At 35.8% G+C, this 14,636-nt stretch carries 14 protein-coding genes; 4 read left to right on the forward strand and 10 right to left on the reverse strand.

Going from position 1 to position 14,636, the window contains the following annotated elements:
• Window positions 1-40: 40 nt before the first annotated feature.
• Window positions 41-1,297 carry a glutamate-5-semialdehyde dehydrogenase gene (locus DS031_RS04465; RefSeq protein WP_113804734.1) on the reverse strand — a complete coding sequence of 419 codons (1,257 nt, stop codon included), beginning with the start codon at window positions 1,295-1,297 and terminating at the stop codon, window positions 41-43.
• A 59-nt stretch (window positions 1,298-1,356) separates the two neighbouring features.
• Window positions 1,357-2,511, reverse strand: coding sequence for a glutamate 5-kinase (gene proB / locus DS031_RS04470; protein ID WP_113804735.1), 1,155 nt, complete (start codon window positions 2,509-2,511; stop codon window positions 1,357-1,359).
• A gap of 451 nt (window positions 2,512-2,962) precedes the next feature.
• Between proB and DS031_RS04475 the strand changes: the two genes are divergently transcribed.
• The 4 genes from DS031_RS04475 (at window position 2,963) to DS031_RS04490 (ending at window position 7,283) form a co-directional block, all read left to right on the forward strand.
• Window positions 2,963-3,373 carry a YlbF/YmcA family competence regulator gene (locus DS031_RS04475; RefSeq protein WP_113804736.1) on the forward strand — a complete coding sequence of 137 codons (411 nt, stop codon included), beginning with the start codon at window positions 2,963-2,965 and terminating at the stop codon, window positions 3,371-3,373.
• 437 nt (window positions 3,374-3,810) lie between these two features.
• Window positions 3,811-4,836, forward strand: coding sequence for an NAD(P)/FAD-dependent oxidoreductase (locus DS031_RS04480; RefSeq protein WP_113804737.1), 1,026 nt, complete (start codon window positions 3,811-3,813; stop codon window positions 4,834-4,836).
• A gap of 120 nt (window positions 4,837-4,956) precedes the next feature.
• A complete protein-coding gene (locus DS031_RS04485; RefSeq protein WP_113804738.1) occupies window positions 4,957-5,469 on the forward strand; it encodes an acyl-CoA thioesterase in 513 nt (170 codons plus the stop codon).
• Window positions 5,470-5,735: 266 nt separating this feature from the next.
• The gene (locus tag DS031_RS04490; protein ID WP_113804739.1) at window positions 5,736-7,283 is read left to right on the forward strand and encodes a BCCT family transporter; all 1,548 of its coding nucleotides are present in this window, start codon (window positions 5,736-5,738) and stop codon (window positions 7,281-7,283) included.
• A gap of 259 nt (window positions 7,284-7,542) precedes the next feature.
• Here DS031_RS04490 and DS031_RS23510 read toward each other — a convergent pair whose 3' ends face one another.
• From DS031_RS23510 to DS031_RS04525, 8 genes are all read right to left on the reverse strand, one after another.
• Window positions 7,543-7,746: a hypothetical protein gene (locus DS031_RS23510; RefSeq protein WP_181833012.1), complete on the reverse strand. Its 204-nt coding sequence runs from the start codon at window positions 7,744-7,746 to the stop codon at window positions 7,543-7,545.
• Between the two features lie 395 nt (window positions 7,747-8,141).
• On the reverse strand, window positions 8,142-9,608 hold the full coding sequence (gene gucD, locus DS031_RS04495; RefSeq protein ID WP_113804850.1) for an alpha-ketoglutaric semialdehyde dehydrogenase GucD: 1,467 nt from the start codon (window positions 9,606-9,608) through the stop codon (window positions 8,142-8,144).
• A gap of 57 nt (window positions 9,609-9,665) precedes the next feature.
• A complete protein-coding gene (locus tag DS031_RS04500) occupies window positions 9,666-10,601 on the reverse strand; it encodes an AEC family transporter (RefSeq protein ID WP_113804740.1) in 936 nt (311 codons plus the stop codon).
• A gap of 36 nt (window positions 10,602-10,637) precedes the next feature.
• On the reverse strand, window positions 10,638-11,432 hold the full coding sequence (locus DS031_RS04505; RefSeq protein ID WP_245947201.1) for a 2-keto-4-pentenoate hydratase: 795 nt from the start codon (window positions 11,430-11,432) through the stop codon (window positions 10,638-10,640).
• Window positions 11,433-11,456: 24 nt separating this feature from the next.
• Complete coding sequence (locus tag DS031_RS04510) at window positions 11,457-12,554, reverse strand: zinc-binding dehydrogenase (protein WP_342767227.1); 1,098 nt, start codon at window positions 12,552-12,554, stop codon at window positions 11,457-11,459.
• Window positions 12,555-12,624: 70 nt separating this feature from the next.
• The gene (locus tag DS031_RS04515; protein ID WP_113804741.1) at window positions 12,625-12,873 is read right to left on the reverse strand and encodes a ferredoxin; all 249 of its coding nucleotides are present in this window, start codon (window positions 12,871-12,873) and stop codon (window positions 12,625-12,627) included.
• 97 nt (window positions 12,874-12,970) lie between these two features.
• On the reverse strand, window positions 12,971-13,387 hold the full coding sequence (locus DS031_RS04520; protein ID WP_113804742.1) for a Rieske (2Fe-2S) protein: 417 nt from the start codon (window positions 13,385-13,387) through the stop codon (window positions 12,971-12,973).
• Between the two features lie 18 nt (window positions 13,388-13,405).
• Entirely contained in the window at window positions 13,406-14,551 is a 1,146-nt protein-coding gene (locus tag DS031_RS04525) for an amidohydrolase family protein (protein WP_181833013.1), read from the reverse strand.
• Between the last annotated feature and the right edge of the window lie 85 nt (window positions 14,552-14,636).

Consider the following 14,636-nt stretch of genomic DNA (forward strand, 5'->3'; position numbering starts at 1 on the left):
AAAAAATACCGACGCAAATGCATCGGTATTTTTTAAAACATTATCGCACTTGTCCGTTACCAGACATGCAGTATTTAATTGTTGTTAAAGCAGGTAAGCCCATTGGTCCGCGCGCGTGCAGTTTTTGTGTTGAAATGCCAATTTCAGCACCAAAACCAAGTGCACCACCGTCTGTAAAACGTGTTGACGCATTATGATAAACAGCAGCTGCATCAACTTGATTTAAAAACTGTTTTGCTGTTTCATTATCTTCTGTCACAATTGCTTCCGAATGCTTTGTACCATATTGTTCAATATGATCAATCGCCTCTTGGACATTATCTACAACTTTAATCGCAACTTCTAAACCTAAATATTCTTCTGCCCAGTCTTTTTCTACCGCTAGAGAAGCACCAGGGATCGTGTCTACAATTGTTTGATCACCATGTACTTTAATGTTGTATTCGTTAAGCTTTGCAATTAATGCATCTTTATTCGCGTTTAACCACTCTTTATGAACAATAAGTGTTTCTGCCGCATTACATACAGCTGGACGATCTGTTTTTGCATTAATAAAGATGTTTAACGCCTTTTCAACGTCTGCTTTGCTGTCAAAATAAATATGGCAATTTCCGACACCTGTTTCAAGAACAGGTACTGTCGCATTATTTACAACCGTTTGAATAAGAGAACCGCCGCCGCGTGGGATTAACACGTCAATGTGCTCTTTCATTGTAAATAATTCTTGTGTGGCACTGCGATCAGTAGAGGCAATAAATTGAACAGCTTCTGCAGGAATTTTCGTCTTCTTAAGTGCTTGATGCATGACATCCACAATTGCCTTGTTTGAATGAATCGCAGAAGAACCACCTTTTAAAACAATTGCATTTCCTGATTTTAATGCTAAGCCTGTCGCATCGACTGTTACGTTTGGACGCGCTTCATAAATCATACCGATCACACCGAGCGGTACGCGCACCTGCTCAACTTTTAAACCATTATCAAGCGTCCAACTTGATAGAATTTCCCCAACTGGATCTTCAAGCGCTGCCACCTCACGAAGCCCTTTCGCAAAATCTTCTACACGCTCTTTTGAAAGAGAAAGACGATCCATGAACGCTTCTGTGTAGCCTTTTTCTCTACCATTGGCAAGATCTTTTTCATTTTCTGTTAAAATGGTTTCATATTCTTTCTCAAGCTCATCTGCCAATACATGAAGTACTTCATTTTTTTCTTTTGTCGTTAATAAAGCAAGAGTTTTAGACGCTTTTTGTGCTTTTTGTGCTTGTTCCTTTACATTTGTAACTTCAACTGCCATTGAATAAACTCCTCCTTAACGTTTTTATCATACTTTCATTTTAAACCTTTTCTGTCAGTTTAACCAACGGGAACAGCAACTTTTTCATGACAAACAATATCTGATCCGTGAATGGCTTCTCCATCCTCAATGATTTTCTCACTTAAAACATGCTTTTCATGTTGGAATTTTTCAAGTTCCCATGATGAATAATTAATAACACCTAAACCGATTTCTTCACCTTTTCGATCACAAATTCGGACGACAGATCCTTTTTTGAACTCTCCCTTTACTTCTACAATATCAGAAGGGAGTAAACTGTTTTCTTCATCAAAGCTGTCTTCTTCATTAAATAATTCACGTCTTACTTCATCATGAATTCTCACTTCGCCTTCAGGTCCTGAATTAAAGGCAATCCACTGCTTTTTATCATCTAAGTTATGTGCATCGTCTTTTTGAATAAAATACGTGCCCTTTGCTTCTCCTTTAACTCCATCATATAAAATGTTTCTTCTAATGGCGTGACCTAGGAAGACTTCAACTCCGGCCGCAAAGGCGATTTTTACAGCATCTATTTTTGAACGCATGCCGCCTGTTCCAACACTTGAACCAGGCTCTCCAGCTGATGCTTCAATTTCAGGTGTAATTTCATTTACTTCTTCTAACAGCTTTGCATTCGGATTTTTACGTGGATCATCATTATATAAACCATCAATATCCGATAAAATAATTAACTGATCAGCATTTACTAGTGCGGCAACTTTTGCTGAAAGCGTATCATTATCACCAAATTTAAGACGATCTGCTGTTACTGTATCATTTTCATTAATAATTGGAATAATACCGCGCTCTAATAAAACATTGATTGTATTACGAGCATTGCTGTAACGGGTATGATCAGAAAAGTCACTACGCGTAATTAAAATTTGCGATGCTACATAGCCGTGTGAGAGAAATAACTCTGAATAAGCTTCAATGAGCAAGCCTTGTCCAACCGCTGCGGCTGCTTGTTTTTCCGGTAAACTTGTTGGACGTTCAATACAGCCTAATTTACGATATCCTGCTGCTACTGCTCCAGAAGAAACGAGTAATACTTCATATCCTTCATCTTTTAACAGTGCAACTTCATCGACAAGACGTTCTAATTTTCTTCTGCTAATTTCACCATGACGACTTGTTAATGAACTGCTTCCTATTTTAATTACAATTCTTTTTCTGTCATGTTCAGATACCATTGTTTCACTCCTAGTTAAATTGTTAATTCTCTATTTAAATCCTCTTCTCAGTTGAAGACGACCGTTTTTCTTTGACTGTAATGATTGTAACGGAGGTTTTACTTAGAAACAACAGAAACTGACGAAATAGTCTGTATAATGGCCAAATACATACAATCTTGGACAATCAACGAGTTATTCTCTCTTCACACACTCTCAGGTACAAATAAGGTAGCTGTACCTCTATATTGAGGAGTGAATAATCACCCTTAATTCCTTTTATTTACATTTTATACACAATTCCGTATGCTCGTATCTTTAAAATAGTTTTAATTGTAAGGGTTTTCATTAAAGCGCTTGCATATTAATTGAAAAATATACAAATCAAAACTTTCACTCTATTTCAATCGTTCGCACGGCTGTATGGAGTATGTTACTATGAAAGTACTATTATAGAGGAGGCTCTCAAGCTATGAGTACAAAAATAGAAAAAGATCCAATCATTAAAATGACTGAAAAACTTTGCGAAACGATTTTAGAACAGCCTGAGTTTAAGGAAATTAAAGAAAGCATTACCGCTTTTACAAATGATCATACAGCATCTTCGGAATACCAAGAAGTATTTAATGAGCAGGTACGTCTTCAGCAAAAACAGCAGCAGGGTCTGCCAATCTCTGAAGAAGAAACAGAAACTTTCCAAAATCGTTATCATGAGCTTATAGGTAAACCGGTTGTTAAAAACTTCATCGATGCACAGCAGGCGATGCATAAAATCGAACAAACAGTTACGCAGTATGTAAATAAAACATTTGAACTTGAGCGTGTTCCAAAAGAAGAGGACTTTGAAGCAGGATCTTGCGGACCAAGCTGCGGTTGTCACTAATATAAAAGAAGATATTCGAAAAGTTCTTTTAATTGAACAACTATCCACGGAGAATTGCCTTCGTGGATTTTTTATATTCTTTCTAACCTTCTCTCTCAAATTCAATAGTCTTAATTTTTTTAAAAAACTATAAATTAAAAGTTGTTTACTGTTTCCAGCTATGTTAAGATAAATTTACGAGTATTATGATCGCGATTTTTATAAAATCATGATTTATTCCCAGCAATAGATAGAACCAAAATTGTAAGCGGTAACAATAAATTGTTTTACTTAAACAATTATTGTTGCTTTATATAAAATTTTAAATAATACTATCAAGCGATACCGGGGGGTTAAAAATTTAGAAAAGTATTTTAATTTTTTCTTACTCACCTCTTATATGTTTTTAAGATTTAGTTACTTATTTTCACAACAATTTATAAAGGAGGCATTAAACAATGAATAATAATAAAAAAGTTGATATTACCATTATTGGTGGGGGACCTGTTGGGTTATTTACCGCTTTTTATGGTGGAATGCGCCAAATGAAAGTAAAAATTATCGAAAGTATGCCCCAGCTCGGTGGACAATTGGCTGCACTGTATCCGGAAAAATTCATTTATGATATTGCAGGGTTTCCGAAAGTAAAAGCACAGGATTTGGTAGACAATTTAAAAAAGCAAGCTTTTCAATTTAACCCGGAAGTTGTGCTCGAACAATCTGTTATTCATTTTGAAAAAGAAAACGAGACGATTATACTGACGACAAATACCGGTGAAAAACATTATACAAAAGCAGTCATACTTACAGCTGGAGCAGGAGCATTTGAACCAAAACGGCTTGACTTACCAGAAGTTGCACAATATGAACATCAAAATCTTCATTACTTTGTAAATGATATGAGCACTTTTAAAGGGAAAAAAGTTGTTGTTTGCGGCGGAGGTGATTCCGCAATTGATTGGGCGTTAATGCTTGAAGAAGCAGCGGAAGAAGTAACGGTTGTTCATCGCCGCAACAAATTTCGAGCTCATGAACATAGCATTGAAAAATTAATGAATTCAACTGTAAAAGTGAAAACACCATACAACATAAAAGAAGTTATTGGAAACGTTGAGAAAATTGAATCCATTGTTCTTGAAGAAGGAAAAGGGAAAGCAGAAGAAATAATCGAGCTTGACCATCTAATCGTAAATTACGGATTTGTTTCTTCAGTTGGCCCGATTAAAGAGTGGGGATTAGAACTTGAGAAAAATACAATTGTCGTTAATTCAAAAATGGAAACAAACATTAAAGGTATTTATGCAGCCGGTGATATTGCTACATATCCTGGAAAAGTGAAATTAATTGCAGCTGGTTTTGGTGAAGCACCAACAGCCGTTAATAATGCAAAATCCTACATTGATCCAAATGCCCGGGTTCAACCGATGCATAGTACAAGTATTATGGGCGAAAAAGAAAAGAGCAAAGCAACAACCCTTGCTTAAAATATCCTAAAAAAAGAAAAAAACTAAAATATATGATTTTGGAAGAACTAAGCAAAAATAAGGCTTCGATATAGAAGTAAACTAGGGTACTCGTTGTAACCTTTTAAGGGGGAAGGGTTTGTGGAAGCGAAATATTGCAGAGAATCGCGAGTTATACGCACAAGCCGCGTATTTCCAAACGATGTAAACAATCATAATACACTATTTGGTGGTCGATTAATGAGTGATGTGGACCAAGTCGGGTCAATTTCTGCAGCACGTCACAGTAGAACAGAATGTGTGACTGCTTCAACTGATTCAATTGATTTTTTATTTCCAGTTCGAACAACAGATTCAGTCTGCTTTGAATCGTATGTTACATGGACAGGGACGTCATCAATGGAAGTGTTTGTAAAAATCGTTGCTGAAGATTTAAAAAGTGGTGAGTGTAGAATTGCAGCCACTGCCCTATTAACATTCGTTGCACTTGATCAACAGAAACGACCAGCTCTTATTCCCAAAGTTATTCCGGAGACTGAAGAAGAAATAAAATTACACGAAACAGGGGCATATAGAGCAAAAATGCGGAAAGAAAGGAAACAAAAAAGCAAAGATTTAGCTGCATTTTTAACAATAAATCATTATGCATATTGACCTATTCAGCAAGGAAACAAGTGAATTTAGATATTAAATTTATTAAATTCGACTCAATTCATTGTAAAAGAAGCGATTCAAGGATTAGGATATAAAAACAATATGTATTAGTTATTATGGTTGGAATAAGAAGAATGTTATAAAAACGTTATATAGCCCTTGTTGCAGTAAAGTTGAAAAAATATTTATGAATCATGAATCTTATGTGTGTGAGCGGGAAAAGTTAATGCTAATTCATATATCTTTTTATTAAGGAGTGAATTTATTTGTTTAAAAATAATAGCGTTTTCATATCGTCTGTTTCTTTAACGTTTATCTTTATCATACTTGGTATTTTCTTTACCGATTTGTTAAGTAAAGTATTTTCAGCTTCTTTAACTTTTATTCTTAGTTATTTTGGATGGTTTATTATTTTAGGAAGTTTCTTTTTTCTAGCCTTCTGTGTTTATTTGGCATTTTCAAAATTTGGTGCAATTCGATTAGGGGACGATAATGACAAACCATCTTATAGTACAGGATCTTGGCTTGCTATGCTATTTAGTGCAGGTATTGGTGTTGGTTTAATTTTTTATGGTGTAGCAGAACCTGTAATGCATTTTGTAAATCCACCACTTGGTCAAGAAACCTCTGCGCCTGCTGATATTGCAATGAAATATACGTTTTTACATTGGGGACTTGGCGCATGGGCCCTTTTCGGTTTCGTTGCATTATGCGTAGCATATTTTCAATTTCGAAAAAAGCTTCCTGGCTTAATAAGCTCAACCTTTTATCCTATTTTAGGTGAAAAAATTTATGGACCTATTGGGAAGAGTATTGATAGTTATTCTGCATTTATGACAGCTTTAAATACTTCTGTTGTTTTAGGAATGACAGCTTTACAGGTAACAAGTGGTCTTCACTTTTTATGGGGAATCCCAAATACTCTAACCACTCAAATTTTAACAATTGGAATCGCGACTGTATTATTTTTAATCTCAGCCTCTACAGGGTTGGACCGTGGAATTAAATACTTATCAAACTTAAACTTTACTCTTTTTTTCTTATTAATGGCCTTGGTACTTTTAATTGGTCCAACGATTAAAATTCTTAATATCTTTATAAACACAACAGGAATTTATTTAGCAGATCTTATTCCAATGAGTTTGCACTTAGGAACATTTAACAAAGATGAAACAGGCTGGATTGAATCGTGGACAATCTTTTATTGGGCATGGTGGGTTGCATGGACTCCTTTTGTTGGAGGATTTATTGCTCGTATTTCAAAAGGAAGAACAATTAAAGAATTTGTTATTGGTGTCTTTATCGTTCCATCTGTTTTAAGCTTTTTATGGTTCTCCATTTTTGGTGGCGGTGCTCTACACATGATTCAGGAATTAAATTATACTGGTTTAGCTGACACCGTTTCTCAAGATGTTACGTTAGCTATGTATGCATTTTTAGATTATTTACCTGGTGGTGCATTCCTAAGTATCATAGCAGCTCTTTTACTAATAACCTTCTTTGTTACATCTGCAGATTCAGCAACTTTTACATTAAGTGTGTATTGTACAAATGGCGTTTTAAATCCTTCTAACAAAATTAAGTTGATTTGGGGAGTTTTAATAGCAATTGGAGCAGTTGCCTTACTTATAAGCGGAGGTCTTTCCACTGTACAAAGTGTTGCTATTGTAACTACTTTCCCGTTTTTCTTCTTTATGGTATTAATGAATGTAGCAATTGTTAAAGATTTAAAAGGTGAGGTAAAGAAACAAGTAGTTAATGATATGAAAACTTCAGTTGAGTCAAATATAAATATGCATAAAAAAGCAAAATAAGAGAGGGTATCCTTACTTCATAAAAGTGCCAATCGTCTCGTTATTACAATTATATAACGAGACGATTGGCACTTTTTAAGATAAATCAAGTAAATCCTTTCATAAATACACTGGATTAATCCCAAAAAATTGGACACATACTCTCTTAATCTTATGATTTTAGCTTTTTTTACAGTCGTACTTCTTTGATTGGTATGTCTTCTTGCCGATTTCGTTTATAAAACTCAACAGGAGCTAAAAAGCCAATGCTTAAATAAATTCATTTTGTGTTGTAAAAGTGTATAAATTTAGCTACAGCTTGGTATGCTTCTTCATAGCTTTGACATTCATAACGAGACAAATATTCATCTTCTAAAAGCGGAATTCGCTCATGTTCAACCGAGAGCGATTCGCACCCTTCCACAAATACATGTGATTTATATTGTGGATCGGTTATCTGAACGAATGATTGGTTTCGTCTCACATTCAAACTGCTGGCGTTTCAGTAAAGCACAATTTAATTTAATGTACTGAAACGGCATCTTTTCCTTCAAAACGCAGCACAATCATTTTTAGAACCACGTTTGTTAATCAATTTTTCATTTTATCTACTAAGTATTTAAATACGGTTCTAGTGCAAAGATGATTTCAAAAAACATAGGACATGCATCTCTTGCTGACTTACGGATTATGATGCAATGCCAAACAGTTTATCAATAAATTCTTTTTGACTTTTTGCAGACTTCCCCTTTAGTTAACTTGCCCTTGTTTAGATTGATAGTATCAGTATGCCCAAGTTTACTAGATTCCTTACACCAGAACCTTCAAATAAATATCCCTTAAAAAGGAGCTTTTCTCCTTCTTAAGGGATGAGTGCTATTAACCTTTTACAAAGACTGTTTTAATATTTGTGAAAAATTCGATGGCTGCCTGGCCTTGTTCACGTGAAAGAGAGCTAGATTTTTTCATACCACCAAATGGAGCTTGTAGTTCTACTCCGGCACTTTCAGCATTAATTCGCACAAGACCTGCTTCCATTTCGTTAATAAAGGAAAGCATTTTCTGAATATTTGTTGTGAAAATAGAAGCGCTAAGTCCAAACTCTACATCATTTGCTACCTCTAACGCTTCTTCAATTGTATCAACTTTCATTAAGGCTAGTACAGGTCCGAAAATTTCCTCTTGAGCGATCGTCATTTTCGAGTTTACATTTTCAAATACTGTTGGTTCAACATAGAATCCATCCTCAAAACCATTACCCGCACATTTACTTCCACCATATAAAAGCAATGCACCTTCTTCTTTTCCTTTTTCAATGTAACTTAATACCGTATTTAACTGAGCTTCACTTGCACATGGTCCCATCCAAGTTTCACTATCAAGTCCTTGGCCTACTTTTATTTCTTTTACTTTAGCTAACAGCTTTTCCTTAAATACATCATAAACAGAGCTTTGAATAATAACACGACTTGTCGCCGTACATTTCTGACCCGTTGAACGAAGACCGCCGCTGATTGTTGCTTCAACAGCAAGATCAAGATCAGCATCCTCAGTAACAATGACTGGGTTTTTCCCACCCATTTCCAACTGATATTTAGCACCACGTGCAAGTGCTCCTTGACCAACTCGCTTTCCTACACCATCTGAACCAGTAAATGTAATACCATTAATATCAGGATGATCAATAATGCCTTGGCCAATAACGGATCCTGAGCCTGTCACCATATTAGTAACACCATCTGGCAATCCTGCTTCATGGAAACATTCGATTACTTTTGCTGCTGTAACGGCTGTTTCGGTTGCAGGCTTTAAGACAACTGTATTCCCATATACAAGCGCCGGGGCCATCTTCCAAATAGGAATCGCAACTGGGAAATTCCACGGTGTAATTACTCCTACAACTCCTAAAGGTGTTCTGCTTGTGAACATAAACGCTTCACTATCTGTAGAAGGGATAACATCTCCTACTTTACGCATCCCTTCTCCAGCATAATAACGAAGAATGGCTACACCACGAGCCGTTTCACCTTTCGCTTCTTGGAATGTTTTTCCCATTTCTCTTGTCATTGTTTCGGCCACTTCTTCTAATCGTGCTTCTAACACATTTGCAGCTTTATAAAGATACTCCCCTCTTGCAGGAGTGGATAACTTTCTCCAAGCAATTTGAGCATGTTTAGCAGCTGCAACTGCATGGTCTAAATCTTCTTTCGTTGATGTTGAAACATAACCAACGATTTCATTTTTATTAGCTGGATTAATGCTAGCCTGAACTTCATTAGTAGATGAAGCTTTCCACTCACCATTTATATAATTCACATATGTTTTAGTTTCTGCTTGCACTGTCATCAAATCAACCCTTTCTGTCATTTCACCTTAAATTTTTAATAATATCACTATTAATTTTTAAAAAAATTTACTTCCTAAAAAAACAATAAAAGGAACTGTTAATATTGCACAAATTGTTGAAAAAACAGTTGCCTTTACCCCAATTTCTTCATCTTGTGCATAACGTGCTAATAATATTGGAGCGATTGCCATCGTAGGCATTGCTGTTTGAATAATAATTACTTGCTTAATGATTATGGAAAGGTTAGTAAACCCAACAAGTAATATGGTTATAATTGGAAATATAATTAACTTCAATAATATAGGTACTGTTAATCTACTAATTGACATAGGTCCCTTTTGTTTAAGCATCATCCTTATAAGAATTCCAATATACAGCATTCCAAGAGGCGTAGCCAAATTGGCTAACATCCCATTTAATTGTTGAATAATTTCTGGCGGTTTAATTTCAGTAATAATAATAAATAAGGCTATTACTATTGAAATAATTGGAGGATTCATTATTTGTTTTAAAGATGCAAGTGAAAACTGATAATTTTCTTGCAATAACGCAATGGCTACTGTAAATAAAATAATACCTAATCCTGTATCAAATGCAGCAGCAAGAAGCGCCCCTTTTGGACCAAATATTTCCGCACATAAAGGAATTCCAATAAAACCTGTATTTCCTAATCCAGCAATAAAAGCGATTTTCCTTGCATTACTAGGAGAATAGTTAAATATTCTTGCAAAGATCCATCCTAATAGTAAGCCTAATAAACTGATGATTATTGAAAAAATAAAAATAAGAATTAGCTGAGAAATTAGTTCTTTTCCTACCTTCGTTTTAAAGGCACCATCTAAAATAAGGCATGGAATGGCAATATTAAGCATAATACTTATAAGCAGCTGCTTCGATTCTTCTGTAATTTCATTGTTTTTTGCAATCATATACCCAATTACAGATATAACCACCATCATAAACATAGGACCTAAAATCGATAGAAATACCAAGTAAAGCTCCCCTCTTGAAAAGCAAAAGTTAACATTTTATTTTGTGAATGTAACTTTCACTTCTCCTAAATGTTCAAATACAGCTGTAAATTCATCTCCTGGTACGACATCAATCGTAGTGGCAAGAGCACCAGAAAGAATTACTTCTCCAGCTTGTAATGTTACACCAAACTCTGCTAATTTATTAGCCAGCCATGCAACACAAGCAGCAGGGTGCTCCATCGCATTTTTTCCTATACCTTCTTTCATTAATTGACCATTTTGATATACTTTCATAGTGATATCAGGAAGGTTCACCTCATCCACTGAAACAGATTGATCTCCAAGAACATAAAGACCAGAAGATGCATTATCCGCAACTGTATCTTGTAATTTCACCTTCCAATCTTTTATTCTACTATCAATTATTTCAATAGAAGGAAGAACATAATCTGTCGCTTGAAGAACATCTTCAACGGTAACATTAGGTCCCTGTAAATCGTTTTTTAACACGAAGGCAATTTCAGCTTCGATCTTCGGCTGCATAACATCATTAAAAGACACCTCACCGTTATTTTTAACGCTCATACCTTCAAATAAATGACCACAATCCGGCGTATCAATACCATACATGATTTGCATGTCGCGAGAAGTTAAACCAATTTTTTTACCAACAATTTTAATTCCCTGAGATAATTTTTCCTGAACAACTTGCAGCTGCACTTCATAAGCTTCGTCTAACGTTAAATCTGGCCTCACTTCAGTTAAAGGATTAATTGGTTGTTGATTTTTCTCAGCTTCAATTAAAGCAACTGCAAGATCTTTAATTTCTTTAGACACTACTTTATTCAATAGAAAAACCTCCTTAAGTATGAACTAAATCTTCGTTTCATTTTGCAAGATGACTTTCCCGAATTTTTCTGATCTTTTAAAGTATTCTTGAGCATCTCGCGCTTTTTCTAATGGAAAAACCTTATCAATAAGAGGTTGAACTTTCCCTTCACGAATCGCAGCTAACATGTAATTGAATTCTTTCCGAGTACCTAACGTACACCCTATTATTGAAAGATGTTTTAAATAAACTGTACGAATATCAAGCTGTGTAACCGCCCCACCTACAGCACCAGATATTGCTAAACGCCCCCCATTCCTCAGTACTTTCAAACAAGTCGAAAATAAAGGATCGCCCACGACATCCAATACAACATCAATCTCGCCATCCGCAGCCTTTAAAATATCGTCTGCTAAAGTTGTTGATTTGTAGGATAAAACTTCATTTGCTCCTAGTTCGATCATTTTTTCTTTAAAAGATAGATCTCTTGCTAAAGCAATAACTTCTGCACCAAATACGTTTGCTGCTATTTGAACCGCATAGGAACCAACGCCGCCGGTAGCTCCTGTAATAAGAACTTTTTCCCCAGGAAGCACTTTACTTTTTTCAAGCATATGCCATGCAGTAAAACAGCTAACAATAAAAGAAGAACTTTCAACATAACTAGACAGCGGCATTGGTCTGCACAATTCCTTTGGCCATGCAACATATTCAGCATAGCCGCCATCACGCTCAGAGCTCATTAACGTTATATCTTCTGCCATATGTTCTAAACCATCAGATCCAGAAGATATAAAAGGAAATAATACTACCTTTTCTCCCACACATGCTGGATCGACATTTCCACCTGCAGCTACGATTTCACCTGCAACATCTGTTCCAGGAATACGCGGAAAAGAGATCGCCTCTCGTTTCCAACCTGCTTTTTCGCTTGATGTCGTATCAGTGCCGTAACCACCTTCACGCATTAAAATATCTGAATTATTCACAGCACAAGCATATATTTTTACCAGCACCTCATCTTTTTTAGGAATTGGTACAGGTATTTTCCGCTCCTCAAGCTTTTCTAATCCTCCATATTCTGTTACAACTACAGCTTTCATGTGTGATGGAATTGACTTTAACAAATCACTTTTCCCCAATTTTTTCTCTCCCTATCATTTCATTAATTTATGTTGCAAAAACCCTCACTGATAAGGTATTTAGAGATTGTTATCCAGCTTTGCAAGGGTTACCATCAAAAGGTACTGAAGCTACTTTAATAGATTCAGTTGGACACCCTTCAAAAGCATCAATCATATCTTCCTCAAATTCATCAGGTATGCTGGCTGTTCCGGCATTATTATCTAATGTAACAAACGCAACACCCTCTTCATCGTAATCATAAATTTCAGGAGCTGCAGCACCACATGCTCCACAAGCAATACAAGTTTCTTTATCTACGATCGTATATTTAGCCATTCTGGTTCGCTTTTCTCCTCTCCAATATTTCGCACAATATGATCACGATACAAATATGATCATGATCATATTGCGACAATAAAAAAATTTTATTTTTTTAAGATACAAAACAAGCATTAGTTTCAATTAATGAAACGGTTTTTGGCTCTTTATTAAGATACAGAACAATAGAATTTCCTTCTTGACGCACATCATAAGTCTTTAATTTACATTTTTCTGCATCAAACAAAGATTCCCCTGTTTTAATATCAAATCCCCATCCATGTAAAGGACAGCGTAACACCTCATTATGTTTTCCATATTGATACGTATGAGGATCACTTGGTAACATCGCTCCATCGATCGAGCCATATATCATGGACACTCCCTGATGGGGACATTTATTTCGCACGGCATATAGCCGGCCGTTAAGATTAAAGATAGCAATTTCTGATCCATCCACTTTTACTAATTGTCGTTGACCAGGTTGTAAATCCTCTGATGGACAAACGGTAACACTTTTTAATTCATCCATTTTTCATTCTCCTTTCTATTATCGAGTGAAATGATACGTATTTAAAGCGTTTTCATAAAAGATCTTATTTTTTAATTCTTTCGGAAACGTATTGAATACCCGATCTGCTTCATCTCCATCCCAGTGTGGATAATCACTGCAGTAAAGAAGCATATCCTCAATCCCAGCCATTTGAATGATTTCTAATAAATCTTTAGGACGATACGGTTCTTCAATTGGCTGCGTTCCTAAGCGGACATTTCTTTTAATGTATTCGCTAGGCAATTCTTTTAGCCAAGGTACTTCCTCACGAAGCGTCTTCCAATTTTTATCTATTCTCCACAAAAGCGGCACAATCCCAGCGACACCATATTCGACAAATACAAATTTTAGTTTAGGGAACTTCTCAAAAACCCCTTCACAAACTAAACTCACAATATTTCTTTGCGCATTAAATCCTAAACAAGTATGCCATTCCATGTAAGTTGATGCCGGACCTACTGCTTGTGCCGGGCCGTTCTCCCCTGACGCCTCAGAATCCGGGTGTATAAGCATTTGCAGTCCATAGTGTTCCGCAGCTTCATAAATAGGATATAAATTTCTATTGCCAAATGGAGTAGTCGTCGTTTGTAAATTAACTGCTACAACTCCTGGTTTTTTCCCGACTCTTTCAATCTCCTTTACTGCCGCCGCAGGATCAAGAGGTGATACAAGCATAGACATCTTATACCTGCTGTCTTTTTCAATCCAATTCTCATATTGCCAATCATTAAAAGCTGTATTAAATCCGTTAGCGATATCTATATTGTGAAAAGCACCCATTGTTGCATTACATGAATTCAAAATGCCATATTGTGTGTTTGAACGGTCAAACAAATCTTTCGCTACAAATGCAGGATCAGAACCTGGGATCGCCCCTTCGGGTGAAAAAGCATCTCCACGTACAACCGAAACTGGGTTGATATATCTACATTCTGGGAAGCGAAATTCTGCTGCAGAGATTAATTTGCCTTCAAATGCTTGTTTTTTAAATTTACCAATATTTAAACGCTTTTGAAGAGACTCATCACAATATGGTACAAGGTCATTAAGTGAATTTAAATAAGAATGAACATCCGAATCAATCACCAACTGCTTTGTCTTTGCAGCACCTTTAATACTCTTTTCGTTAATTGCATGAACCATTTTCATTACTCCTCTCATAATAAACGTTTGTTAATTTTTAAGATTAATTTTCAATGTTTACTAGACTATCTTCTACATCAACGCC

The sequence above is a fragment of the Bacillus taeanensis genome, assembly GCF_003318295.1.
GTDB classification, from domain to species: domain Bacteria; phylum Bacillota; class Bacilli; order Bacillales; family UBA6769; genus Maribacillus; species Maribacillus taeanensis.